This window comes from Cytobacillus dafuensis (assembly GCF_007995155.1).
Classification (GTDB): domain Bacteria; phylum Bacillota; class Bacilli; order Bacillales; family Cytobacillaceae; genus Cytobacillus; species Cytobacillus dafuensis.
Genome location: NZ_CP042593.1, coordinates 783,877 through 810,081 on the forward strand (window position 1 = coordinate 783,877; position 26,205 = coordinate 810,081).

General features: G+C 35.8%; 26 protein-coding genes. 13 read left to right on the forward strand and 13 right to left on the reverse strand.

What is annotated here, in order from left to right:
* Nucleotides 1–50 precede the first annotated feature (50 nt).
* The 4 genes from FSZ17_RS03950 (at nucleotide 51) to FSZ17_RS03965 (ending at nucleotide 5,053) form a co-directional block, all read left to right on the forward strand.
* Nucleotides 51–986 carry a hypothetical protein gene (locus tag FSZ17_RS03950; protein ID WP_057775773.1) on the forward strand — a complete coding sequence of 312 codons (936 nt, stop codon included), beginning with the start codon at nucleotides 51–53 and terminating at the stop codon, nucleotides 984–986.
* A gap of 141 nt (nucleotides 987–1,127) precedes the next feature.
* Complete coding sequence (locus tag FSZ17_RS03955) at nucleotides 1,128–2,060, forward strand: diacylglycerol kinase (protein WP_057775774.1); 933 nt, start codon at nucleotides 1,128–1,130, stop codon at nucleotides 2,058–2,060.
* Nucleotides 2,061–2,324: 264 nt separating this feature from the next.
* A complete protein-coding gene (gene rlmD / locus FSZ17_RS03960) occupies nucleotides 2,325–3,704 on the forward strand; it encodes a 23S rRNA (uracil(1939)-C(5))-methyltransferase RlmD (RefSeq protein ID WP_057775775.1) in 1,380 nt (459 codons plus the stop codon).
* Nucleotides 3,705–3,805: 101 nt separating this feature from the next.
* Complete coding sequence (locus tag FSZ17_RS03965; RefSeq protein WP_057775776.1) at nucleotides 3,806–5,053, forward strand: chloride channel protein; 1,248 nt, start codon at nucleotides 3,806–3,808, stop codon at nucleotides 5,051–5,053.
* 48 nt (nucleotides 5,054–5,101) lie between these two features.
* Here FSZ17_RS03965 and FSZ17_RS03970 read toward each other — a convergent pair whose 3' ends face one another.
* Nucleotides 5,102–5,803 carry a metallophosphoesterase family protein gene (locus FSZ17_RS03970; protein ID WP_057775777.1) on the reverse strand — a complete coding sequence of 234 codons (702 nt, stop codon included), beginning with the start codon at nucleotides 5,801–5,803 and terminating at the stop codon, nucleotides 5,102–5,104.
* Between the two features lie 192 nt (nucleotides 5,804–5,995).
* On the opposite strand from FSZ17_RS03970, the gene FSZ17_RS03975 reads away from it, so the two are divergent.
* On the forward strand, nucleotides 5,996–7,939 hold the full coding sequence (locus tag FSZ17_RS03975) for a GTP-binding protein (RefSeq protein ID WP_057775778.1): 1,944 nt from the start codon (nucleotides 5,996–5,998) through the stop codon (nucleotides 7,937–7,939).
* Between the two features lie 277 nt (nucleotides 7,940–8,216).
* Nucleotides 8,217–8,777, forward strand: coding sequence for a class I SAM-dependent methyltransferase (locus FSZ17_RS03980; protein WP_057775779.1), 561 nt, complete (start codon nucleotides 8,217–8,219; stop codon nucleotides 8,775–8,777).
* Nucleotides 8,778–8,895: 118 nt separating this feature from the next.
* On the opposite strand, the gene FSZ17_RS03985 is transcribed toward FSZ17_RS03980, so the two are convergent.
* Nucleotides 8,896–9,351: an SRPBCC family protein gene (locus FSZ17_RS03985; protein ID WP_057775780.1), complete on the reverse strand. Its 456-nt coding sequence runs from the start codon at nucleotides 9,349–9,351 to the stop codon at nucleotides 8,896–8,898.
* Between the two features lie 391 nt (nucleotides 9,352–9,742).
* Here FSZ17_RS03985 and FSZ17_RS03990 point away from each other — a divergent pair, with 391 nt between their 5' ends.
* Nucleotides 9,743–10,966 (forward strand): MDR family MFS transporter, encoded by a 1,224-nt coding sequence (locus FSZ17_RS03990; protein WP_057775781.1) that lies wholly within the window; start codon nucleotides 9,743–9,745, stop codon nucleotides 10,964–10,966.
* Nucleotides 10,967–11,033: 67 nt separating this feature from the next.
* Here the strand turns inward: FSZ17_RS03990 and FSZ17_RS03995 are convergent, their stop codons facing one another.
* The 8 genes from FSZ17_RS03995 to FSZ17_RS04030 all read right to left on the reverse strand — a co-directional run bounded on the left by FSZ17_RS03995 (nucleotide 11,034) and on the right by FSZ17_RS04030 (nucleotide 18,069).
* Nucleotides 11,034–11,834: a sugar phosphate isomerase/epimerase family protein gene (locus FSZ17_RS03995; protein ID WP_057775782.1), complete on the reverse strand. Its 801-nt coding sequence runs from the start codon at nucleotides 11,832–11,834 to the stop codon at nucleotides 11,034–11,036.
* Nucleotides 11,835–11,848: 14 nt separating this feature from the next.
* On the reverse strand, nucleotides 11,849–12,913 hold the full coding sequence (locus FSZ17_RS04000; protein WP_057775783.1) for an ABC transporter ATP-binding protein: 1,065 nt from the start codon (nucleotides 12,911–12,913) through the stop codon (nucleotides 11,849–11,851).
* Nucleotides 12,914–12,927: 14 nt separating this feature from the next.
* Complete coding sequence (locus tag FSZ17_RS04005; protein ID WP_057775784.1) at nucleotides 12,928–13,752, reverse strand: carbohydrate ABC transporter permease; 825 nt, start codon at nucleotides 13,750–13,752, stop codon at nucleotides 12,928–12,930.
* Nucleotides 13,739–14,617: a carbohydrate ABC transporter permease gene (locus FSZ17_RS04010; RefSeq protein ID WP_057775785.1), complete on the reverse strand. Its 879-nt coding sequence runs from the start codon at nucleotides 14,615–14,617 to the stop codon at nucleotides 13,739–13,741. The genes FSZ17_RS04005 and FSZ17_RS04010 overlap by 14 nt, the downstream gene beginning before the upstream one ends.
* A gap of 66 nt (nucleotides 14,618–14,683) precedes the next feature.
* Nucleotides 14,684–15,985, reverse strand: coding sequence for an ABC transporter substrate-binding protein (locus tag FSZ17_RS04015; RefSeq protein ID WP_057775786.1), 1,302 nt, complete (start codon nucleotides 15,983–15,985; stop codon nucleotides 14,684–14,686).
* Nucleotides 15,982–16,689: an HAD family hydrolase gene (locus tag FSZ17_RS04020; RefSeq protein WP_057775787.1), complete on the reverse strand. Its 708-nt coding sequence runs from the start codon at nucleotides 16,687–16,689 to the stop codon at nucleotides 15,982–15,984. The genes FSZ17_RS04015 and FSZ17_RS04020 overlap by 4 nt, the downstream gene beginning before the upstream one ends.
* Nucleotides 16,690–16,874: 185 nt before the next feature.
* Complete coding sequence (locus FSZ17_RS04025; RefSeq protein ID WP_057775788.1) at nucleotides 16,875–17,423, reverse strand: glycerol-3-phosphate responsive antiterminator; 549 nt, start codon at nucleotides 17,421–17,423, stop codon at nucleotides 16,875–16,877.
* 58 nt (nucleotides 17,424–17,481) lie between these two features.
* Nucleotides 17,482–18,069 (reverse strand): VanZ family protein, encoded by a 588-nt coding sequence (locus FSZ17_RS04030; RefSeq protein WP_057775789.1) that lies wholly within the window; start codon nucleotides 18,067–18,069, stop codon nucleotides 17,482–17,484.
* Nucleotides 18,070–18,414: 345 nt separating this feature from the next.
* On the opposite strand from FSZ17_RS04030, the gene FSZ17_RS04035 reads away from it, so the two are divergent.
* Nucleotides 18,415–19,386: a GGDEF domain-containing protein gene (locus FSZ17_RS04035; protein ID WP_057775790.1), complete on the forward strand. Its 972-nt coding sequence runs from the start codon at nucleotides 18,415–18,417 to the stop codon at nucleotides 19,384–19,386.
* Nucleotides 19,387–19,638: 252 nt separating this feature from the next.
* Here FSZ17_RS04035 and FSZ17_RS04040 read toward each other — a convergent pair whose 3' ends face one another.
* Nucleotides 19,639–20,508 (reverse strand): EAL domain-containing protein, encoded by an 870-nt coding sequence (locus FSZ17_RS04040; protein WP_057775791.1) that lies wholly within the window; start codon nucleotides 20,506–20,508, stop codon nucleotides 19,639–19,641.
* A 635-nt stretch (nucleotides 20,509–21,143) separates the two neighbouring features.
* Here FSZ17_RS04040 and FSZ17_RS04045 point away from each other — a divergent pair.
* The 4 genes from FSZ17_RS04045 to FSZ17_RS04060 all read left to right on the forward strand — a co-directional run bounded on the left by FSZ17_RS04045 (nucleotide 21,144) and on the right by FSZ17_RS04060 (nucleotide 22,346).
* Nucleotides 21,144–21,299: an FbpB family small basic protein gene (locus tag FSZ17_RS04045; protein ID WP_082625377.1), complete on the forward strand. Its 156-nt coding sequence runs from the start codon at nucleotides 21,144–21,146 to the stop codon at nucleotides 21,297–21,299.
* 24 nt (nucleotides 21,300–21,323) lie between these two features.
* Nucleotides 21,324–21,767 carry a hypothetical protein gene (locus FSZ17_RS04050; RefSeq protein ID WP_057775792.1) on the forward strand — a complete coding sequence of 148 codons (444 nt, stop codon included), beginning with the start codon at nucleotides 21,324–21,326 and terminating at the stop codon, nucleotides 21,765–21,767.
* Entirely contained in the window at nucleotides 21,755–22,045 is a 291-nt protein-coding gene (locus tag FSZ17_RS04055) for a YxcD family protein (protein WP_057775793.1), read from the forward strand. The genes FSZ17_RS04050 and FSZ17_RS04055 overlap by 13 nt, the downstream gene beginning before the upstream one ends.
* Nucleotides 22,046–22,166: 121 nt before the next feature.
* On the forward strand, nucleotides 22,167–22,346 hold the full coding sequence (locus tag FSZ17_RS04060; RefSeq protein WP_057775794.1) for a hypothetical protein: 180 nt from the start codon (nucleotides 22,167–22,169) through the stop codon (nucleotides 22,344–22,346).
* A gap of 89 nt (nucleotides 22,347–22,435) precedes the next feature.
* Here the strand turns inward: FSZ17_RS04060 and FSZ17_RS04065 are convergent, their stop codons facing one another.
* Nucleotides 22,436–22,726: a DUF4257 domain-containing protein gene (locus FSZ17_RS04065; RefSeq protein WP_057775795.1), complete on the reverse strand. Its 291-nt coding sequence runs from the start codon at nucleotides 22,724–22,726 to the stop codon at nucleotides 22,436–22,438.
* A 531-nt stretch (nucleotides 22,727–23,257) separates the two neighbouring features.
* Nucleotides 23,258–24,514, reverse strand: coding sequence for a helix-turn-helix domain-containing protein (locus FSZ17_RS04070; protein WP_057775796.1), 1,257 nt, complete (start codon nucleotides 24,512–24,514; stop codon nucleotides 23,258–23,260).
* Nucleotides 24,515–24,760: 246 nt separating this feature from the next.
* Between FSZ17_RS04070 and FSZ17_RS04075 the strand changes: the two genes are divergently transcribed.
* Nucleotides 24,761–26,062: an MFS transporter gene (locus tag FSZ17_RS04075; protein WP_057775797.1), complete on the forward strand. Its 1,302-nt coding sequence runs from the start codon at nucleotides 24,761–24,763 to the stop codon at nucleotides 26,060–26,062.
* The last annotated feature ends 143 nt before the right edge of the window (nucleotides 26,063–26,205 follow it).

A 26,205-nucleotide genomic window follows, 5' to 3' on the forward strand; every position in this document is an offset into this window, starting at 1 on the left:
TTTTTCTGAAACTGTGAACTCGGACAATATTATAGAAAGGTGGGGTTAGTATGAGGACCTGGCGGGTTGGTACTTTTTCTATGGGGGCTTCGCTCCTTTTTCTAGGTATTATTCTACTATTAACTCAATTTTTTAGTTTAGATCTGATTCATGTCATGATGTCATGGTGGCCGATAATATTAGTTGTTCTTGGACTTGAGATACTACTATTTTTATTCCTATCACGGCAGGAGAAGCCGTTTTTAAAATATGATTTTCTTAGTATTTTCTTTGTTGGGATACTTGGAACAGTTGGGATTGGCTTTGCTATCTTAAGTTCAACAGGAATATTAGGGAAAATGGATGATGTTTTGCAAAGAGAAGAGCGAGCGATGGACCTTCCTGCTTATGAGCAGCCAATAAGCAATAAGGTGAAGCGTGTCGTTGTTAACGCTGATCAATACCCATTAACAATCGAAGGAACAACTGAGAATAATATCTCCATGTTTGGAACCTATCGGGCATTGGTTGGAAAAAATGAAAAATTGATTTCAAAAGCTGAGGATTACGTTTCATTTCAGGAAAAAGGGGATACCCTGTATATAACGGTGAAAGGATTGCCAAGTGAGACTGCAGGTCCATTTGACCGTTTTGCTAGCCTTAATGCAACAATTCTCATCCCTAATCATGTAAAGCTTGAAGTGAACGGAAACAATAATTCCATCACACTTAAACCACGTACACTTGTGAGTAATTGGGCGGTCGATCAGGCTTCTAATCTTTCTCTACAAATTCAAAATACTAGCGATGTAAAAGTAACGGCATCAGGAGTTCAAGAGCTTGATGGTGACCGCAAAAAATGGACAGTAACAGAGGACCCAGAACAACAAACGGAAGAAGGTTATACGGATTCTACCTTTAAGCATGCCACTTTCCAAACAGGAAAGGGTAGTCATCATCTTCAAATTTTGAATACCAATCAAATCAGTTTAAATATGGTTGATTAAAATGGTATAAAATTTTAAATGGAACTGAAGTCTGTATGAGCACTCGTATCAATTGCTATGTTGGTTCCTTTTAGTTATGATGTTAACGGGGAATGAGAAAACGGATAACGCAATATAAAGTTTAAAAATAGGATGATGGGAATGAAAAGAGCAAGAATTATTTATAATCCAACTTCCGGTCGGGAGATTTTTAAAAAGCATTTAGCAGAGGTGCTGCAAAGGCTAGAAACAGCTGGCTATGAGACCTCTTGCCATGCGACGACAGGTGCTGGGGATGCGACGAAGGCAGCTCGAATTGCTGTTGAGCGTCGTTATGATCTCGTTGTAGCTGCTGGAGGAGACGGTACGATAAATGAAGTCGTGAATGGATTGGCAGAGCAGGAATATCGTCCAAAGCTTGGGATTATTCCAGTTGGAACGACAAATGATTTCGCAAGAGCGCTCCATATTCCTAGAGACATCGAAGCGGCCGCAGATATAATTGTTCAAGGGGATACAATCCCTGTTGATATCGGACGGATCAATGATAAATATTTTATCAATATTGCAGGCGGGGGCAGGCTGACGGAGCTTACCTATGAAGTGCCAAGTAAACTAAAAACCATGATTGGGCAGCTTGCGTATTATTTAAAGGGGATCGAAATGCTTCCATCGATTCGCTCAACGGAAGTGAGCATTGAGTACGATGGGAAGCTATTTGAAGGAGAAGCGATGCTCTTCCTTGTAGGATTAACAAATTCTGTCGGGGGCTTTGAAAAGCTCGCTCCAGATTCATCGATTAATGACGGATTATTCTCGCTGTTAATCTTAAAAAAGACAAACTTAGCTGATTTTATCCGAATTGCTACATTGGCTGTTCGTGGTGAGCATATCCATGATTCTAATGTTATTTATACTCAGGCTAATCGGATAAAAGTTCATTCAAGTGAAAAGTTGCAGCTGAATCTTGATGGGGAGTTTGGAGGATTATTGCCTGCAGAGTTTGTCAATCTGTACAGACATCTTGAAGTATTTGTCCCAATTGATGAAATCCGTGAAGAGGATCGTCCAAAAGATTGGGTTAGCAGTAATTAGAAAGAAGAAGCTCGTTCCGAGTAGGAGCGGGTTTTTTTGTAGGTTATTTTGATTGGCGGATAAATGCTGTAGACTGGCGGATAAACGAAGTAATGTGGCGGATAAATGCTGTGAATTGGCGGATATAAGTATCATTTGGCTGACAAACTATCTAAATTGGCTGATAAGTTGTTTCATGGATCGTCAGCAAATTGATTTTTCGTATTCAAACGAATTATGTGTTACAATTTCCCTTATTAAAAGTTAAAAATGAGGAAGAAAATAATGAGCAAAACACTACCGGTACAAAAAAATGATTATATAGATGTTGTATTTGAGGATCTAACCCATGATGGGGCTGGAGTTGCTAAGGTTGATGGCTATCCGCTATTTGTCCCGAATGGTCTCCCAGGAGAAAAAGCAAAGATCAAAGTGATTAAGGTTAATAAAGGGTACGGATTTGGTAAACTGATTGAAACATACGAAGAAAGCCCATATCGAGTAAAGGCTACGTGTCCAATTTATAAGGAATGCGGCGGCTGTCAGCTTCAGCACTTAAGCTATGAGGGACAGTTAAAAGCAAAGGAAAAGCAAGTGAAGGATGTGCTTGAGCGGATTGGGAAGCTTGAAAATGTGAAAGTTCACCCAGTACTTGGAATGAAGGAACCTTGGCGATACCGAAACAAGGCTCAAGTTCCTGTTGGTGAACAGGAAGGCGGATTAATCGGCGGCTTCTATCAGCAGCGAAGCCATCAAATCATTAATATGAAGGAATGCATCATCCAGCAGGAGAAAAATGACGAGGTTGTTCAGGCGGTCATTGAAATCTGCAGCCGGTACGGCGTTCGTGCCTATGATGAAGGCAGACATAAAGGGGACCTTCGCCATGTCATGACCCGTTACGGACTTGTGACAGGTGAAGTGATGGTTGTATTAATTTCAAGAACAAATGATTTGCCGCATAAAAAGAAATTGATTGAAGAAATCATCTCGCGAGTACCAGGCATAAAATCAATTGTCCAAAACGTCAATCCCAAGAAAACAAATGTGATCTTTGGAGATGAAACAAAAGTACTTTGGGGAGAAGAAGTCATTTATGATTTCATCGGTGATATAAAGTTTGCCATTTCTGCGCGTTCCTTTTATCAAGTAAATCCAGAGCAAACAAAGGTTCTTTACGAAAAAGCCCTGGAATACGCTGATCTAAGCGGCGAAGAAAAGGTTATTGATGCTTACTGCGGAATTGGTACGATTTCTTTATTTCTCGCCAAAAAGGCGAAGAAGGTTTTTGGTGTAGAGATTGTGCCGGAAGCCATTGAGGATGCGAAACGAAATGCAGAACTTAACGGAATCACAAATGCAGTATTTGCTGCTGGGGAAGCGGAAGCAGTCATTCCAAAATGGTATGAAAAAGGTAATTCAGCAGACGTACTTGTTGTCGATCCTCCTCGAAAAGGATGCGACGAGGCACTTTTGAAAACAATTATAGAAATGAAGCCGAAGAGAGTCGTCTATGTCAGCTGCAATCCTGGAACATTGGCGAGGGATTTGCGGATATTGGAAGATGGCGGGTATAAGACAGTTGAGGTGCAGCCGGTGGATATGTTTCCGCAGACTACTCATGTAGAGAGTGTCGCGCTGTTGACTCGCAAGATTCAAAATTAGAAAGCAATCATAACTAGGCCGTAACGATCCTTACTCCTGTGGCAGCGGTCAGAAAAAATATTAAGAGCTGAACTCAGAAGGAAAGTGGGGCAATTTAGAAAATGAAATTTAAAGGATTAGGAAATTTATTTCTATATAGCATCATAATAGGCGGGGTTACTGGGCTTCTGACATGGAGTTTTTTAGCTATTGTTTCTTTAACCACTCACTTTTTATGGGATGATTTACCGAGTGTGGTGGATGTTAATAATTGGACCATAATCGTGTGTTTAGTTGGAGGAATATTAGTAGGTTTATGTCAAAAGTATTTTGGTAATTACCCACGTAATATGGATGATGTCGTTGCAGAATTCAAGGAAACAAAAAGAATTGATTACAGTTCAGGATATAAGAGCTCAATTACTGCCCTTTGTGTTCTTTCTTTTGGAGCTAGTCTTGGTCCCGAGGCCGCTTTAGTTGGCATTGTAGGAGGTCTTGCTACATGGGCAGGAGATGTTATTAAATCCTTAGTTAAGAAAAAAAATGTTTTAAATGAACATGAAGATATCATGATCGAGTATAGTGTTGAAGCTACAATTGGGATGATTTTTAGGGCACCGCTATATGGAGTTTCTTCATTCTTTGAAGATAAAGAAGATCCAAGACGTATCAAGGTGATAAAGACACTTGTATATTCCATTACTACTGTTGCAGGTTTCTTTGTATTTATCATGTTATCCAAAATAGATAACAGACAATTTTCTATAGCGGATTTTGGTTCAGCTTCAATAGGTAAACATGAAATAATAGCTATAATCCCGCTTATCCTTGTAGGAATATTGCTTGCAAAATTATATGAGTTTTTTGGGCACGTTCTTCATAAGGCACTCAAACCACTTGAAAATTATAAGGTAATTAGAGCTGTTATAGGTGGACTAGTACTAGGATTAATCGGAACGGTTCTTCCTATTACTTTATTTTCGGGGGAGCATGAGCTAACAGAATTAGCTGCAGAGTGGACCCATATGTCTGTTTATTTACTTTTGGCAATAGGTATAATAAAGCTATTCTTAACAGAATTTTGTTTAGCCACTGGTTGGCGTGGAGGACATATATTTCCTATTATTTTCGCAGGGGTAAGTATAGGATATGCAATTGCGTTGCTATTCTCAATAGATCCAGTAACATCTATTACCGTTGTAACTACTTCACTCACAAGTGCAGCACTCAAAAAGCCAATAGCAGTTGTATTGATTTTTATCATGATATTCCCAATACAACTCATTATTCCAATGCTAGTAGCAGCTTATGTGCCAATGTATATATTCAAGATGATATCGAGATACTCAAAGCAGTCATCATTGAGTTAGTACGAACTAAGAGCGCACCTATCAAGAAAGGTGCGCTTTAAATATATTTTATTCAACATAAAAAACTTGTGAGCTCCCAACCTCTAGACAATACAACCTTCCGCCATAAGCACAACCGCCATCAATTCCAATGATATTATTATTCCCAAAATATACATCGTTGCTTTCGTGCAAATAATTTGTAGGTGTATGTCCGAATACAACGGTCTTTTCTCCAGTGTATCCATTGTGAAATTCCTCGCGGATCCACACTAATGTAGGAGGTTCAGTTGATTCTATTGGTGTTTCTGGATGAACTCCTGCATGGACAAAGATATGGGTGTCTGTTTCATAGTAGTAAGGAAATTCTTTTAGTATTTCGATGTGTTTGCGTATATCATCATTCATTTGAATAGGCTCAGGCATTTCATCGGTTGTATACCAATACTCCGAATCGTCCTTTTCAATTTCATAGCCGTAATTTTGGAGCGTATTTATTCCTCCGTTGTAATACCATCTTTTTAAGTTCATCGGATCACCAAGAAAAGCATCAATCATCATCTTTTCGTGATTGCCAATTAATGCAATCGCTCCCTCAGTCCTCAGCTGGATGACCTTATCTAAAACAGCTCTCGAATGTGGCCCCCGATCCACAAAATCACCTAATAATAGTAGCTGGTCTCGGTCTTTGTCATATTGAACAAGCTCTAACAGTCTCTCGAATTTTTCTAAATCCCCATGAATATCACTTATGGCAAGCATTCGTTTCAACCGTCTCACATCCTTATTAAACTGCTAAAATAGTTTGGTTGATTCATTCTAACATATTTATGGCTGTTAGTATGAAGGACAGAAGTATAAGAACTGCCCCAATTTTTCTTCATATGAGAAAACGCTTAAAGATTGCTATAATGATTATTATCATGAGCAGACCGAAATAAGAATAGGAGAAGTAGGATACATATGAACAAAACGATTGGAATTTTAGCACATGTCGATGCGGGAAAAACAACTTTTTCTGAACAGTTGCTTTACCATACAAGAAGTATTAAGAAGCGCGGACGGGTTGATCATCAAAGTGCCTTTCTTGACAGTCATGAGATTGAAAAGCAGCGAGGCATTACCGTTTTTGCCGATCAGGGAATCTTTGAGTATGGGGACTCCACCTATTATTTAATTGATACCCCAGGGCACGTCGACTTTTCTCCGGAAATGGAGAGGGCAATCCAAGTGATGGATGTAGCGATTATTGTCGTCAGTGCAGTAGAAGGAGTAGAAGGGCATACGGAGACAGTTTGGAATCTATTAAAAAAGCACCGCATCCCAACATTTTTCTTCATTAATAAAATCGACAGGACCGGTGCAGACGTCGATCGGGTTTTAGATGAGATTCGCAGTCAATTAACAAAGGATGTTTGTGATATTTCAGCGTCATTTACTGATGGCAAAATGGAGGATGAATTAATAGAGTTCATTGCAGAGCGGGATGAGAATTTATTGGAGCATTATATGGAAAAAGGATATGAACCTAATTTATGGCTCCAAAAAATGCAAACCATGATTCAATCTGCCCAAATCTATCCTTCTTCAAGTGGATCTGCTTTGCAGGATATAGGAGTGAATTCTTTTCTAGAAAAGCTAGAATTATTGTCAGTTACGAATTTCCCTATGCGTGAACCTTTTGCAGGACGAGTCTATAAGGTCCGTTATGAGGAAAATGGCACAAGAGTCACTTTTATTAAAGCACTTAGTGGTGTGTTAAAGGTACGGGATGAGATCTCTTATGGAAATGAAATAACAGAAAAAGTGACACAAATCCGCCGTTATAATGGAACCCAATATGAACAAATCAATCAGGTAGAAGCTGGCGAGCTTTTTGCTGTTACTGGACTTTCTAGCGCATCCGTTGGTGATGGAGTTGGTGCTCTAAAGGAAAAAGCGATGTACGAAATGGTGCCAACGCTGCGATCGAAAGTGGTCTTTGAACCTGGAGTAAACGTAAAAGAGGCTTTACGATATTTTCGCATGTTGGAAGCGGAGGACCCTTCACTTAATGTCACATGGGAGGAGCGTTTGCAGGTAATACATCTTCATGTCATGGGAGCGATACAGCTAGAAGTGCTAGAGCAAATGGTCCTTGAACGGTTTCGCTTAAAAATTGCTTTTGAAAAGCCAGAGATTCTTTATAAAGAAACCATTGAAACAGATGTCATTGGGTATGGCCATTTCGAACCGCTTCGTCATTATGCAGAAGTCCATTTGAAATTGGAGCCTGGAAAAAGAAATAGCGGGATCCTATTTGAAAGCCAGTGCCATACAGATGATTTATCAATTGGATATCAAAATTTAGTTGGTCAGCATATGTATGAACGGGAAATTCATGGCTTGCTTACTGGGTCACCGCTAACAGATATAAAGGTGTCTCTGTTAACTGGAAGAGCTCACAATCAGCATACCCATGGGGGCGATTTCCGGGAAGCCACCTACCGTGCTTTAAGACAAGGATTGGAAAAAGCCAGCAACATTCTGCTCGAGCCATATTATCAGTTCAAGATAAAAGTAGATATGGACCAAATGGGGAGGGTTTTATCGGATATTCAGTCGGCATATGGCCGATTTGACCCGCCAGTTACGGAAGGAGAAAAAGCGATCTTAACGGGGATCGTTCCTGTTTCTACCTTTATGGATTACAGTACGATACTTGCCTCTTTTACACAGGGGAAGGGCCGTATAAGTTTAATGTTTGCTGGCTATCATCGCTGTCATAACGAACAAGAAGTGATCGAACGGATCGCATATGATAAAAATGCCGATCCTGACTATACCTCTTCCTCCATATTTTGTGCAAAAGGACAAGGCTTTACTGTGAAATGGGATGAAGCTGAAGGAATGATGCATTGTTTATAGTTAATAAGTCTGGCGGTTAGCGTGATTTCTGTTGTTTATGTGGATAATATTTATATAAAAGGTATTCAAAAGCGAGTATTGGTGCCCGCCACACGCGAAAAATGGTTCGCACGTTAACCAAAGGCGACTGTTGGTGCCCGCCACACGCGAGAAATGGTTCGCACGGTAACCAAAGGCGATCGTGCCGTCACAAAAACAAAATGGTGCCACAGTCATCCAGAATCAACAATCCCTTAGAAAATTGCCTTAAGAAAAAACGAATAAGAGGTTATCATTTATGATCACTAAAAAAAAATGGAACACGAAGCATGCGGAATGCCTAAATCTGCAGAAACAGCCCGAGCCGAATCTAAGATTAAAGAAACTATCTGCTTATCTTAATGGTGGTACAGCACTGGATCTTGCCTGTGGTCTTGGCGGAAACAGCTTTTTCCTTTCGCGCCTAAACTATCAAGTTGAGGCAATGGATATTTCAGACGTCGCGATCAACTTTATAAAAGAACAGGCAGCCAAATATAATCTCAACATCCAATCGCACACTGCTGATCTTACTGAATTGCACAATCTTAGAAGGACACATAAAACTTTTGATTTAATTGTCATTTCTTATTACTTAGACCGCTCTCTTTTTCCGATTGTTCGAAGCCTCTTAAAAGAGGATGGTTATTTTTATATGGAAACCTTTTATCAGTCACCGGAGAACGGAGATCGAAAAATTTCCAATCAATATAAACTGCAGCCGAAAGAATTATTATCTGAATTTGGTGATTGGACTCTTCATTATTTTGAAGAAAATGAACAAGAGGGATGGCAATCGATATTTTGTCAGAAACAATAATTCATCATTTTCTCTTTTGACTGGTTGGCAGAAAAAAAAGAGATCGAGTAAGTAATGGTGCCTCACCCTTTGCGTCAGGGCCTTAATAGGCTAGGGAGCAGGCACCAATATACAAAAATCAACCTCTTGCTTCAGCCTCAGCTACACTTTTTACACGTTCTAAAAATTCAACGACTACCTTATCATTTCCAAATAATAAGAATAAATTCACAAACCATTTTAATGGGCGATTGGTCACTTTATATTTAAAGGAAGTTTTATTATCATTTATTTTATTTAATTCATAAAAAGCTTTAATATCAAACATATTAGCAAGTATAAAACCTACTTTTAGCTTTTTATGATCAGGGGTATTTGTATATTCTAATGTTTCTACATCATACTCTTCTATTCGAATTCCTTCTTGATATTTTTGTCGATATACACTGCCAACCCCATCTTCCGTTATTTTGATAGGCTTATGTTCAATGACTTTAGGCATAATTTTTTGCATATTATCTAAAGAACCATCAAGATACTTCCAAACCTGTTCAATTGGAGCATTTATTTCAATATCTCTTGTCCATTTCTTCATCAAAAAACACCTCATTTAGTAGTTTTACCGCAGATTAACGGGCTGTAAGACCCCCACTTCAAGAAGTTGAGTAAAGAATAAATTTCTAAGTGGGGGATCAACAGCCCGTAAAAACCCGACGACGGACAGGATGTCCTAGTCAGGCGAAAGCCACAGGACGTGGCGTTTTGAGCGTGATTGGTTCAACTAACAATCAGTGGGGGATGAAGGAAAACCCCCACTGATTGAAGTTTCACTTTATTACTTTAAACCATTCATTTTTTGTTCTATCATCATTATACAGGAACGTAGGTTCTAATTCACTGCATTACTTTTCCAGTTTTAATATTGCCATAATAGATTATAAAAGTTAGAATAGATTCACTATTGAAAAAGGATTAGAGGAGTATTTATGAAGTCACTCAAGAATTTGCATCCATTAGTGTGGAATATTGTTATAGGAACGGTTTTTGGAAGAATGGCAACTTCCATGAGCATTCCGTTTTTGGCCATTTATTTAACAAAGGTAAAAGGGGTTTCTGCCACTGAAACAGGTCTAATCATTGCGGTTAGTTCACTTGTTGGGATCGCAACTAGTTTTTTCGGTGGTTATTTTTCAGATCGATTTGGTAGAAAAAGAGTTTTATTAATTTCCATTTTTATTTGGTCATTTGTTTTTATTGGCTTTGGTATAGTAGAAGCGATTTGGGGATTCTTTCTTATGAATGCGCTAAATGGTTTCTGTCGTTCAGTCTTTGAACCTGCGTCTAGGGCATTGCTCGCAGATTTAACAGAAGCGAAAAATCGTTTGATCATTTTTAATCTGCGCTATACCGCGATTAATGTCGGTGTGATTTTTGGTCCACTCCTTGGGTTTTATTTAGGTTCATCTGAAACAACCTTTGCCTTTTTTATTGCAGCAGCTGTATATGCCTTGTATGGTGTTTCACTTCTAATTACATATCAAAAGACATCTATTAAAACAGGTCCTAAAGAAAATGTGAGTGCTGGTAATCATGTTAAATTAGTGGAAGCATTAAGGATCACTAAGTCGGATTCCATATTATTATGGTCTTTGATTGGCTTTATTTTGACGATTACAGGTTATTCTCAATTGTCATCCACATTACCGCAATATTTATCGAACACTCCACTTATTGAAAACGGGGCAAAAACATTTTCGATATTATTAGCACTAAATGCAGTCACCGTCATTACCATTCAATACCCGCTGTTAACGATCGGGAAAAAGTACTCACCTCTGACCTCCATCATGTTGGGGAGTATATTGACTAGCTTAGGTTTAATGGGCTTTGGTTTGGCTAAAGGAATGCTTTCCTGGGTTATTGTGATGATATTATTTACGGCTGGAGAAGTGTTAATGTTTAGCATGACGGATTTATTCATGGACAATATTGCTAAGCCTCATTTACGCGGCACGTATTTTGGGGCAATGGGTTTTACGCAGATAGGGAATGTTATTGGACCAGCACTCGGAGGTTTTCTGCTAGATACATATGGTTACGACAAGCCAATTCTTGTATTTGGATTGTTGAGCTTATCCTCATTGATGGCGATTCCAATCCTATTAGGAGTTATGGTGAAAATGAAGAAGCAGTCACTTAGTGAATCGTAATGATATCAGGCGTACATGATACAAGGACTGAGGGGATAGGTTCCTGTCCCCTCGGTCCTCCTCATCCCTAATTTATTTTAAATTTTTCCTTAATATATTTTACATCTTCTGCAATTGCTCGAACATCTTCTCCTATATGTAGACCGTATTCAAGAATTAAATGTGCATTTGGTGTATGCTCTTTGTATAATTTAATGAATTCTTCAAAATTCAAAGTTCCATCTAAAATTCTTTCATGAGAATCTTGAACACCATCGTTATTATGAAGATGATAGTGTGTTATCTTATGTTTTAGTGACTTTATAACATTTTCTAGATTCCAACTGTTAGCATGAACATGTCCGATATCGATTAACACATTATTCACTTCATTTAAACATTCATTAATAAATTCTACCTCGTTGAATAAGACATTTCTCTTAGAATGAACACCTGCATTTTCTAGTAGAATAGCAATATCATCATTTTTTAATCGTTCATTTAACTCTTTTAAATTCTCTCTGCTATGTTTAATACTTTCTAACCTATTCTCATCTGTAATCACTTTATTATTGTGATGGAATACAAGGTGTTTAATATTTAAATTTCTACATAATTCAACTGTTTCAGTCATTTGATCCATTGCCTCATCATATTCTTTTGAACCTTTTTTCTCACTATGCTCTACACCGAAATAGGGCCCATGAACCGTTAATGGTAAATCTTTAAGTATATGTTCAAAATCTTTTAATTCAGATCGAAACGATTTATTTTTCCAATTTGGAAAGAGTTCAAATCCTACTGAATCATCATTTAAAAGTGGTAATAAATCTTTTATTGGCGATAAACCTGTTGTTAAGAATACATTTGTACTAATATAGATTGTCATGGTGTTTCCTCCTTTTATGGATAAATCAAATTTTCTTCTGTGTCGATATCAAAAAGGTGAAGGTGGTTTAAATCGAAATTAACTTTTACCATTTTATCCGTAATTTTTTTGTTACTGACCGTTATACATTCTTGTCCATTGAAATTAAGACATACGCCGTATTGGCTTCCATAATTCTCAATGAAATTAAATGTCATATCATAAAGACCTGTTGTGCTAATAGACATATGTTCTGGACGAATTCCTAAATATATTTCATTCTTTTCATATTCCAACAGTCTGACTCTTAAATTTTCAGGTAAATCAATTTCAGTCTGTCCTATTTTTAAAGATTTATCTTTAAGTGATGCTTTGAAAATATTCATTGGAGGTGATCCTATGAATTGTGCTGTGAACACATTGACAGGCTTGAAATAAATATTTTCAGGCGTGTCTAACATTTGAATTTCACCTTTCTTTAAGACAACGATTCTATCACCCAATGCCATGGCTTCGACTTGATCATGTGTTACATAGACAAATGTGTGCTTAAATTCTTCATGTAAGTGAAGTAATGATTGTCTTGCTGAAACTCTAAGCTTTGCATCTAAGTTAGATAAAGGCTCGTCTAATAAAAAGTACTCAGTCTGTTTTACTATCGCTCTTGCTAAGGCGACACGCTGTCTTTGACCACCTGATAAATCTTTAGGCAATCTTGTTCGATATTCTTGTAGTTCTAACATATCTAACGCCTTTTCCAAGCGTTTATTGATTTCTGCTTTCGGAACCTCGTTACGCTTTAAAGCGTAAGTTATATTTTTCTCAACATTCATATGCGGATAAAGTGCATAGTTTTGGAATACCATTGCTACATTTCTTTCTCCAGCACTCAAATGACTCATTTCTTTTTCTTCAAACTGAATACTTCCACTATTAATCTCTTCCAAACCTGCGATAATTCTAAGTAATGTAGACTTACCACAGCCTGATGGACCTAACAGTACGAGTCTCTCACCTTTGTTAATGGTTAAATTTAAATTCTCAATCACCTTTGTATCTTTATATGATTTGTTAATTGATTCTAGCTTTATCGTACCCATTTCATGCTCCTTTTTTATTTAATACCACTTGTCGTAAATGTATTGATAATATGCTTTTGGAATATTAAATATAATCCGAGTGGAATCGCCATTGTAATGACTGACAATGCCATCGCAACTGTAAAATTCGTTCCACCCTCAGAACTTATATACAGTTGAAGTGCAAGAGGTAATGTAAAGTTCTCCGTTGTCTTCAAAATAAGAACAGGCCATACGTACTCATTCCAAGCTAAAATGAAAAACCATATACTTGTTGATGTTACAGCCGGTTTCACCATTGGAAGAATATGATCCTTCATAATATATTTCGTTGGAATATTATCAAGCTTTGCAGCTTCAATTAATGACTTAGGTATTCCTTTCATCGATTGAGTCAACATAAAGATTCCAATGGCATCAGCCATTTGAGGAAGAATAACACCCCAAATATTATTTTGAAGTCCTAGTTCCGAAATGATTAAATAGTTCGGAATCATCGTTACCGTGAACGGTATAAAGATTGTACAAATTAACGCAAAATACGTTACATTCTTAAACTTAAATTGATAATAGACGATAGCGTATGCTGCAAGAAATGATGTTGCTACTTTGGCAATTGTAATAACGCTCGCAGTAATTAATGTGTTTATCGTAATACCAACAACAGGGATGCTATCGAATAATCCTGTATAATTCTCTAATGTGAATTTTTCAGGAATAAGCGATAACGTAGATGTGAAAGCTTCACTTAACTCTTTAAAGGAATTTGAAATAGCAAATACAATTGGATATATAGTCAATAGAATGAAGCTTATGAGTATGATGTGAAGGATCATGTTTTTGTAATTATTTGTTTTCATAGTAAATCCTTCTTTCCACAAACAAGAATTCTAATAATAATAAAATGACGAAAATAAGGAGTGTAATCATCGCAAGTGCAGCTGATTCCCCCGTTTTATATACAACAAAAGCCTCGTGATAAGCTTGATAAATCAAGTTACTGCTCCCGTAATTCGGACCACCTTGTGTGATCACTTTAATCGGTGTAAATACATATTGAAGCCCTTGAACGATTGTTAAAATTAAAATGTAAAACCCTGTTGCTGAACTCATTGGCAAGACGATATCTAAAAAGATTCTGAAGTTAGAAATATTATCAAGCCTTGCCGCTTCAATAATTTCCTTTGATACACCAACAACCGACGCATATAACACGATAAAGTTATATCCAAACACTTTCCAAGAGACAATTAAACTAAGTACAATAATGACTAATCCATCTGTTTTAGACCAATTTGGAATTGAAAATCCAAACATTTCTCCAATAATGGCAACTGGCCCAGAGATGGGGTTTAAAATCCAAGTGAATAAAATTGAACCAACAACAAGTGATATAACAGACGGTATAAAGAACGCCACTTTATAAAATCCTTTAAATCGCTTGACCACATATCCAATAATAAAAGCAAAAATATAAGTAATGACGCAGTTAAATAAAATCAACACAACGATATAGAAAAATGTATTGAAAATCACTTTCTTCGTTGTATCGTTCGTTAATATGTTTATGTAATTATCTAAACCCACAAACTCTTTAGTGGGTGAAATCATATTCCAATCAAAAAAGCTTAAATAAAGTGTGTAAACCATTGGGATAACTGTAAAAACTAACAAGAGTACTATTGCAGGTGCTAAAAATAAATATGGCTTTAGTTTTTCTAACATCTTTTACCTCTCCATGAATAAATCGTCACCTACAGATCATAGACCGTGTAGGTGACGTTTCTTACTCTATTTTCCTAGCAATTCATTAATTTCTTTTTCAGTTTTCTTCAGTCCTTCTTCAACATCAACATTACCGCCTAAAATCTCATCGCGAATATCTAATAATTTTTGTTCCGCTTCTAATCCTGAATTACCAGGGAAACTTGTCCAAGATACAACGCCGTCCATCTGTTCAATTGCAGCATTCATCATTTCATTTTCTTCTAAGAATTCTTTTAAGCCATTTTCAGATTGTGCAACATCTTTACGTGGAGGAACGTATCCTGTACCTTTTGTCCATTCAGCCATAGCTTCAACGCTATATAAATACTCCATGAATTCCCAAGCTGCTTTTTGTTCCTTATCATCTTTCGCAGTAATGGCTAACATCGCACCGCCTGCTGGAAGCCTAACTTCTTTCCCTTCAAATGCTGGTGATTTAACTGTTGCTACATCAAACTTTGCATTATTTTGAACGTTAGAGCGTTGTGCAATAGTTGTGTACATCATTCCAACTTTACCGTCGATAAAACTTTGGATACCTTGATCCCAGCCGATGTGAAGAGCCGTCTTATCATCTACAACCATCTTTTTATACATTTCATATGCTTCGATACCTTCTTTAGAAGCAAACGTTGCCTTACCATTGTCTAACATTTTTGCACCATTACTTTCTAAGATTGCTTGAGTTGCCCAGTTATCTGCAGGTTCTTGAATATATATTCCGTAATTACCTGTTTTCTCTTTGATCTGTTTTGCAAACTTCTCAACTTCTTGCCATGTTTTTGGACCATTCTCATCAAGGCCAGCTTCTTTTAACATATCTTTGTTGATATAAAGTACAGGTGTACTTAAGGAGTAAGGAATACCAACTTGACTGCCTTCAGAATTCTTTGCAAGATCGATGATGTTTGGTAAAAAATTATCCTCTAAGAATGTCTTACTTTCTGGGAAGTGTTTGTCAATTACAGTTTGTGGCTCAACATATTCAAAGTTTTGTGAGAAATAATCTAAGAAAGCCCAACCAACTTGAACAACTGCTGGCGAATTGCCAGTTGCTGCTTCAGCTTGTAAATTTTGCATTAAACCTTTATACATATCTGGATTGAACTTTGCTGTAACCTCAACTGTTTCACTTTGTGCGTTAAAATCCGCAACTAACTTCTCAACCGTTTTTCCACCTAATGTTTCAGCATTAACATGCCAATATTCGATTTTTGTCTTTTCTCCACTGCTTGCTTCTTTCTTTTTGTCTTCTTCACCACTAGCTGGTGCACATGCTGATAAAACTAAAACCAAAAGTGACAATAACAATAAAAATTTTTTCAATGTGTTTTCCTCTTTTCATATGTAGTCATTAACATTTCATTCAATTCTTTTAAATCTTGTACAACTTGAACGTATTGATCGTTAATCGTTTTATTGAAATGATTAATATAAATTCCTTTAATGCCAATGTCCTGGCATGGCTTAATATCGTTGATGTAATTATCGCCGATAGAGATAATTTCATGGTCTGGGTACATCTTTTGAATTTTCTTAACGTAAGTAGACATTCCTGTTGGCTTCTTCGCATCATAATAATAGTGATCAAAAGCATTATTTAATCCGAATAAATGAACAAATGTTGATGCGTTCTCTTCTGGTGAATTTGTCATTAATATTTTTACGTCATCTAAGTTTTTAACTGTCTCGATATATGTGTTGTTCATTTTAAGCGCAAAACCTGGTTGTATCATTTGTTCTCTTACGTTGTAAAATGCTTCGACCTGCTTCGCTTCTGGGATCTCGTATTTACGAGACAAATACAAGATAACTTGCCATGGATCACCAAGTGAATAACTGCCGATTTGAGTATTTAAAATGTCATTCAAATCAATTTCACTGACGCCGTCTAAGATGTCATTCAATTCGTATTTGATCGCATCTTGAATCCAGTAGTCATTCGTTAACAACTCAATATAAGCTTCGGTAAATGCCATATCATGATACAATGTTCCATCTAAATCAAAAATAAAAACTTTCTTTTTCATGGTGAAATTACTCCTTTGATTATTAATAATTTTTGAATCCCTCCTTTTAAATATAAAGAGACCACAAACAAAGTCAGGAAACTTTCTTCTAACTTCATTTGTGGTCTCTTATACCGTCTCGTATTTACTTGTTAACTAGATTGTAACGTTCGACTGTAAATTACATATTAATCTATTGTAAATATTTATTTATTTTTCCATATGTCTGAATTTGAGGTTGAAACAGCGATAGCACCGTCTTTTAAGCTTCTTTCAAAAATATCAATCGTATCTACCAATCCACCTGTTATGATTGGGATATCCGTTTTCTTTTTAATTTCTTTAATGACATATGTTGTCGTACTTGGCATTATTTCTAGTATATCTGGCTTTAATGAAATCGCTGCTTCAATTGTATTTTTTAACATTTCACTATCAATCATAAAGGATCTTAATATTGTTTTTAAGTTATGTTGTTTACATTTTGTTACCATATTCGTTTTCGTTGTAATGACTCCATCTGGTTTAACGTACTTTGAGATGAACGTAAGCCCATATGAATCTAACTTGAGCCCTTGTATCATTTCGATATGTACGTAGACAGGGATGTTTTCCTTTTTAAAGACATCAACATATTCTTTTATATTTTGAACATTTCCTACTAATAGGAAGACTGAATCGATATTATCTTTATATTTAATTGCAAGATCAATTTGTTTTGGTATTTTAATCGCTGCAATAATATTTCTTTCCATTTTTATGCACATCCTTTCCTCAATTTGAAGTAATCTTGTTTTTTCCTACTCAAAGTTACTATTTTATAACCAAGACTTTTTGAAAAAACGGATAGATGTAATAGCCAATATATACACCTAAAGTGTTTAGGATCAAATCATCAATATCTAAACTTCCTCTTTTTGTTAGAAATTGCAGTCCTTCAATCGTACTTATGGAACATATTGTGATGATTAAAATTTTCTTTAAAACAGGTTTCTTACTTATATATCTATAATACAGGCCAAATGGTATGAATAAACCAATATTTGCGCCTAAATTATAAAGGGCTATTAAAAAATCGACGTTTCCAGAGAGAAAAAAACGAATCGTATCAAAAGGAGTAAGATTTATGGACTCATAGATTTGCCCTTTTGGTCTGAAAAATAACAAGATAAGCAGTCCAATAGAATAAAGCAACATTAAAACATGAAGGATTCGTTTGGATAAACGAATTTTTTCTTTTTTCCACCAGCAAACAGCAAATAAAACGAGGGTAGAAATTAAAACCCAAACTACCCCGATGACAAGCGAGTGTAGATAATTAGTTAATTCAATCCATATCGGCAGAAGCATGAAAAATATGCTTTGAGACAATAAAACACTTAGTATTATAATTTTTTTCATGTTACCTCCATATTTAGTTCTTTCTTAAAGGAATGCTTTTGATAGGTCTAGTATAAACTTAAAACCTCAGTGGGAGAAAAAAGTTAAATATTAATTTTAAAAAATACTTTTTTTACTTAATATGTAATTTAATACAGAATGTTGTATAATGAGTTAAAAGTAATAGGTAAATTTTCACAAAAGATCTCAATAATTTACATTCATTTTACCAATTCTTAATAATTTTAAAGTAAATTAGTATTAAGTGGAAGTATTTCAAAAGCATTGAAAGGGAATAGAGCCTCAATATTTTTATTCATTCCCTTACTCAGTTTCCCAAAAACAAATGGAAATGGAGGTGATGATATGCATATTGTTATTGGCGATATTTCAAAAGAAAATAAGATTGTAGCCCCCTCAACAAAATGTGAGGTAGTTTATTCAATCTTTAATGAAAATCCATCTTTAGAGGGGATTGTCGTATGTGAAAACGACGAGCCAATTGGACTAGTCATGAGAACGCAATTTTTCCAAAAGCTTTCTACTAAATATGGCTTTGACCTTTTTATGAAACGAACAATCGAACTTGTGATGGATCAAGATCTATTAACAGTGGATTATTCTGTACCGATTACTGAAGTTAGTGCGCTTGCGATGAATCGAAAACAGGAGAATGTTTATGATTATGTAATCGTCACTAAACAGGATCGAATTTTTGGAATTGTAAGCATACGGGAATTAATAATTAAATTGTCAGAGATACAGATTAATGTTGCACGCTATTCTAATCCTCTTAGTGGACTGCCTGGAAACATTTTAATCGAAGAAACATTAAGAGAAGTTTTAACCTATAAGGAGTTTAGTGTTCTATACATAGATATTGATTCATTTAAATTCTTTAATGATACCTTCGGATTTAGTGAAGGAGATGAATTGATTAAGGAAACAGCAAATATTATTACGGATATTATTTATACTACAGATAGTAAGCCTTCATTTGTTGGGCATATAGGCGGAGACGATTTTATTGCAGTTGTTCCCCATTATCATCATGAAGATTTATGCAATGCAATTATCTCCCGATTTCATCAGTCAATCCTCCGCTACTATTCACATGAAGAATTAAATAAAGGATATATTCCAGCTGTCACTCGAGAGGGCAAACTTGAAAATGTTCCTTTAGTGACGATTTCAATTGCAGTAGTCCAAAATAAAGATTGTGAACTAATAACAGTAGGGCAAATAAGCAAAGAGGCGGCTAAAGTGAAGAGCAGGTGTAAGACCATTAAGAAGAGTGTTTTTCTAACTCATGAAGACATGAAAGAAGAAATTCTGTAATGAAAATGGTTGTCTGAAATTCGTAACACAAAAATAATAAAATAAATGATTCCTGAAAGAAGCATGAAAGCCTTGTAGTTAGCGAAACTACAAGGCTTTTTTAGCTAATAGGAAGTTTAAGTTTATTAACGTACTAAAGTAAAGTGTGTTTTCAATTAAATATCTGCTAATAAGATCGCATAAGAAAACTAAGGCGTTCGCCAAAAAGGACTTGGCGAACGCCAAGTTTTTCTAACTTAATACTGAATCCCATTATGCTAATTGTGTTTGTAGAATAGTATTAGAAATAGGAATACGCCCATTTACTAACTCTGGCTCCGGTTTTCCAAGTGCATAGCCCTGTCCCATGTGAACTCCTAGGTTTATTAGGAATTTCAGTTCTGGGGCAGCTTCAATTCCTTCTGCAATGACTTTGGTATTGGATTGTATAGCAAAATCCATCAGCAATTCTACTAAATGCTGCTTCTCTGGATGGCCATTGATCTCTCGGATAAGAGATTTATCTAGCTTAATAAATTCTGGTTTTATCCGTACGAGAGTTTGTAAGCTGTTATATCCTGTCCCTGCATCATCTACAGCAATGCGAAAGCCCTGTTTCCGATAATGATCAATCATTATTTCAAACTGCTTATAATTAAAGACCGCCTCTTTTTCAGTAAGCTCTAAAACAATTTGGTTGGGGGATAGATTATATTTGGCCAACAATTCGAGGGTTATTCCAGTTCGATAAGCTGGGTCAGCTAACACTTGAGGCTGAATATTAAGGAATATTAAGGGCTCTTTGTGATGCTTAAAGTTTATAAATTGCTCTGAAAATCTCTCAAGAGATAGATTTCGTAAAAATTGCTCAACAGCAAAAACATCATTGCTTTTCCCTACATACTCATAAAATGCTTCAGTTGTAGGAAATAATTCGGTGCTTTGAGGTCGGTTTAGAATCTCAAAACCAATTGTTGAACCTTCTTCTAGCGAGAGAATAGGCTGAAATACCGTTTTTACTTTACATCTTTGCATAAGTTCTTGTAGTTCTATACTTTTCTTATAATCTTGATAAAGACTCTCTTTCTGGGTGTTTAAATAGACAAGAAAGTTGAAAAAGTTGCTCAATCGGTTATTTTTCATATCGCACCTATTGTAGAAAATTGTCGTTTAATCTATTTATATTATAGTTCCTTATAAACAGTTCGAATAATAATTATTTGTAAAAGTTATGTAAAACTATGTAAAACTATGTAATGGTTGGATAAAAGTAAGTATCAAAAGTCATAAATAAAGATAAAAAAGTAGTGACCCAAGAAATAATTAATCTAAAAGAAACAAAGTAAGGAACTTATAAAGAATATTTCCATACAGATTACTTTTCTATGTCATATGTGCAATCTTTTACTACAGGACATTATGCGGAAAAAATGTTTAGCGATTATTCATATCGACTAATATTAAATTGATCAAATTGGCATTGTTGATCACGTAAAGGTTTGCAGGGTTTTTATTTTTTTGAATTAGAGCAAGTCCTTGACAAACACCCAATGATCTATTATTATATTAATATAAATTCAATATTCCTTTTAAGGGGAGTAGCTTTTACAGCAAAGTCGTCAGGACAGAGTGAATAACTCTCGGCTTTGTTGGCAACTATGACGTTGTTAGCAAGACCTTACCAGTTGGTAGAGGTCTTTTTTGTTTTTTGGGCCTATACCAGTTAACGGTATAGGCCCTTTTTCATTAAGGAAAATACATGATTTTGGAGGTATAGCATGAAGAGGAAGAAACTAAGCTTTAATCGATTAATGGAAGAGAATAGAGAAGAAATTTTAAAAGATGAGTATGTATTAGAAAGGATTGAAAAGAAATTAGATAAAAAACATGAAGATACATTAAAAAAACAGCAACAAGTTCTATCAAATAATTAATATAAAAAAACTGGAGGAATTCATATGTTTAAAAAAATAATCGCATCCCTAATGGTATTAAGTTTATGTTTAGCACCTGTGACATCTATTGTTAATCATAATCCGCATGTAGTAAGTGCTAAATCATATAAATCTGGTAAGAAATCGTACAATTCAGGCACTCACAACAATTCGTCGTTCTATAAAAAAGATACTAATCAGCAAGTAAATAAGCAAAAAACAACTACAAATTTCACCAAAAAATCAAAGACTACAAAGTCAAGTAAAAGTGGATTTTTAAAAGGATTAGCTTTTGGTGGATTAGCAGGATTACTTTTTGGAGGTCTTCTTGGTAACCTTGGTGTTTTAGGCTCTATTCTAGGATTGTTTATCAATATCATGGCGATTATGGCTTTAGTATTGATAATTCGTAAGGTATTTACATCTTTAAAAAGGAAAAGAAGGGACAATCAAACATGGGAAAGATAAAAATGAGCGAGCAAGATATCATTAATGCACTCTGTGTGTATACTGCTGAAAAAAAGAAAGTTTCTCCTTCCGAAGTCGAAATGGAGTTAATGTTTGATGATGAATATGGATTCTCAGCTGAATCCCATGTATTAGGGAGAAAACAAATTTTTATTACCGCAAATATCATCGAGGCAATCCGATTATGGGTAGATACAGAAATGGGTGTTGATCCATTTGCAGCAAGAATTGAATTAGTCCTCGATGATCATGAAGGGATTATTGCTTTAGTTGAATAAGTTTCATGATAGAAGAAGATCAGTCTCTTGAGGACTGATCTTTTTATATACATGATTGCAGTTGAAAAATCGATTTATTTTTACAGATAGTTATGGTTAGAGGAAAAAAGAGGATAATAGGATGCTTACTCGAATCGTTAAAATGGTTGTGGTATATGGAAAGTACATGGTGGATTCATGCCGAACTGGATTTACAAAGTGGGCCTTCACAGCGGTTTTTAGAGGAAATGCAATGGCTGTAGGAAAATCAGAAGGAATTGGAGTCCATGTTAAAGGGGTTATAATTCAAAAATGGCCGTAAAATATGGCAAACAGTGATAGATCCTGTTCGCCAGTTAGCGAGTATATAAAAATGTGTTAGGTTTTTGAGATTCATTGAATAGGATGCCATTAGCTATTATCTTTTTGTCGAATCTTTAACAGCTCGAGAAATTTCAACAGCACATCACCACCAAACCCAGCAATGATGGAAAGGAAGATAACCTTTAGTGTTGAATCAGGATCTGTATAGACAACTAAGAAAACTGCACCGATAGCCCCTAAGATGACTTCTTCCCAAAATCCTAGATAGATAAACTTTTTTGTTTTTCGGGGCATTACTAGCTTGCCCTCATTTCTAATATGTCCTGCTACACCGACTAGTCCACCAATCAAAACAGCGAAGATAATGTTCATTAACATTTGTACTTCACACTCCTAAAGTCGAGATTTTTGGTAAAGCGACCTTAGTTTGATTCTTGGTGTATTATCAGTATATAGGGTTATCGTTTGAAATAGTATGTGTAAAAATACCGAATTTTCCAAAATTTTACGTAGTAAAACTATACTGTATAAAAATAACATTTTAAAAAAGTGTCCTACTAATGCATTAGTTAATTTTATTAGCTCTTAGCCTGCTAAATGATTATTCTAAAAAAATTACCCCAGCTCTAGTCAGTGTGGAGAAAACAAAAGGCTTTGTTGACGAGGGCCGAGAGAGGTTATCATAAAAAGTGCCGGAAGAACAAGAGAAGGCAATTCAAACTGTAGCAAAAGATGCAACAAGATTAACAGAGCTTGGCCATGAGCTTCAAAAAGCAGTTATGCATTTTAAGATTAAAGAGTAAGCTATTGGATGTCACCAACTTAGGATTGCTAGTTGAAACGGTCGCAGTGAAGACTAAATTAGAATTAAAAAGTCTTTACTGAGTAAAACAAGACTGGCAGAGGTACTCACTCCTCAGCCAGTCTTGTTTTTTTTATGGCCTCAAACGTTTCAATAGCAAAATCTTTAAATGGTGTAGATGGTAGCTGATAAAAATGGTTGTAAGCTATTTCTGCAAATTGAAATGCTTCATCTACTTTTTCTAGTTCTAAGTGACAAAGTGCTTTGTACGTGTCCATAATAAAAAAGTGAGACAAATCAAACGGATGATGTATAAAAGGTGGAATCTCTATTTTTTCGAGGCAATGGAGTGCTTCTTTATAACGAGCAAGGCGATACAAGGCTTTGCCTTTTTCAAGGTTAAAATAATGTTTAAAAGTCTCCGTCATGCTCGGATCTGTTAAACACTGATCAATCTTTTCTATTGCTTCTGTGTATTCATGTTTTTCAGAGATAAGAGATTCTATCATCATAAAATGATAAAACAGGATGGAATTTGTATCATCAGCAAACTCTCCGTATTGCTTTAACTTCAGTAAGTAATGGATCTTTTTTTCCTTATTTTTTCCCATCATTGCTTGGGCAGCTGCAAGTCGATATAAATCATCAATTAGATAAAAAATTCTATTCTCTTTGGAAAAGGCAATGGCACTATCCATCACTTGTGTTGCCGACTCCGAATCACCCACGGCAAAGTATAAAATCGCTTCATAATAATCAAGATCAAGCCGAGTCTTTGGGTCAATATAGACGTGTTTTGCTTCGATTTTGGCACGATCATTTAAAAATATCGTTAAGGCTTCTTCGTAGTGATGTTCGATGAATTTTTCCGTTGCGAGGAATACGCTGATTGATGCACGCTTTGAAGTAAGGTTCATTTGATCGTATATTTCTGCAGCTTGTCCGGAAAATTTCTGCCAGCCTTCAATTTTTTCGTTGTAAAGACAGCGGCTATAAATATCTAATAATCGTGCTGACTCATAGCCTTGAGTTAGATTTGCAATGTAAGGCTTAATGAGATCAATAATTTCCTTATCTTGCTCCGTCTTTATTAGTTGGTTTTCTGTTTCGCATAAGTTTTCAAAATTGTATAATTCCTCGGCTTTTTCAAGGGTTTTTCTTAATTCCTGTAAACTAATTTCCTCTAATAAATCAGACACCTCTACTCCAAGGCGTTCAGCAATATAATGTAAGCTTTCTATTGAAGGATTTGCCTTATTATTTTCAATAAGACTGAGCATCCCTTTCGTAAGGCTCTTCCCTGCAAGTTCTTCGAGTGTCATTTTTTTCTGTTTTCTTAGCTTTCGAATTCGTTCTCCTAACATGTTGAAAAGGCACGCTCCTAGTTAATAGCTAACATGAAATTTTATATTTCTAATATACTAAAGTGATTTCCATGTTATTAAAGGCTCAAATATTTTATAAGAAAAACTAATGCGTTCTCCGAAAAAAAGCTAGCGGCAAGTAATCATTATGGTTAGTTTAATTATATTAAACTTTTGCTTGAAATGGAAGAGGAGGATATGATACGATTTGTTTAATTAAATTAAACTTTTTATGTGGAGGTTTTTATGGAAGAGGCTAATAAGTTAAAAAAAGCAACATATCATTTATGGACATTTACGATTAGCAAGCTAATTTCCTCATTTGGATCTCAAGTGTATACATTTGCCATTAGTTTTTATATTTTACAAATGACAGGATCTGCCACGAGCTTTGCCACGAACCTTATTTGCAATGTTTTGCCTCGTACACTCGTTTCCCCGTTTGCAGGGTATGCTGCGGATAAATATTCAAGAAAGATGATCGTCATTATTGCGCAAATTGGTACGACGATTGCAATTGGCGGGTTACTTGTCGTTAGCTTAACATCTGGTCTTTCGCTTGCTGCTATTTATGTGACAACGATTATTTTATCACTTACTTCTACTTTTTCAGGGGTGACCTTCACTTCGTCCATTAGCGGACTTGTTGATGGAGCAAGAATTCAAAAAGCGATGTCAATGAATCAGATGTCCATTTCTTTCGCTTCGATTGGAAGTCCTGCAGTGGGCGGTTTATTATACGGAGCCGTTTCAATGCCAGTATTCCTTATCATCTATATGATTGCTTCTAGCATTGCTGTTATTCTTGAATCCACAATGAATTTCAATCTCTTCGCTAATCGTAAAAAGAAAGTTGAAGGCGAAAGAAAAGAATCCATGTGGCAAAGTATGAAAGCAGGGTTTAGCTATTTGAAATTACAGCCACTTATTATGGCAATGATTTGGATCGCCTTACTCGTTAATTTTTTATTTGGTGCTTTTGAAGTTGGCTATTCATTTATCCTGATTGAGAAGTTGAAGATTGCTTCTAATCATTTCGGTTTTACACAAGGGGCTTTAGCAGTTGGAATGTTATTGATGTCCATATATTTCTCTGTCAGAAAAGAAGTGAGATTCCCGTTTCTCGTTTCAAAAAGAGGAATTATGTGTATGGGAATGCTCATGGGTGGTGTTGCTATACCATTATTAGTTACAATGCCATATACCATTATTTTTTCCTATTATGCAATCCTAATGTTCGCTTTCGGTGTAATGATTATTATCGTAAATACCCCATTGCAAGTGTTCATGCAAAAACAAATTGATGATGATTTTAAAGGACGTGTTTTCTCTATCCTGGAAACGATGGCGATGGCGCTTATGCCATTAGGGATGGTACTATACGGAGTCCTATATGATGTAATACCGGCTCAATGGGTACTGTTCTTGTCTTCTGCTGTACTCATCGGGGTTGTCCTTATCCTGGCAAGGCCTTCCGTTGTAAGAAAAGCACATCCGGAATATAGAGAAACTAACGTCATTAAGGAAGAAGCGAAATCATTTTCATAAAACTGATTTTCAGAAAGTATACTTTTTTTTATAAATCTAAATTTTACAATAGTGGAATTGAACTTCGGGTTAATCAGTGATAAGGATAAATTTCTGAATATTTCTTTAATACGCAAAAACATACTACTAGATTTTTTAAAAGA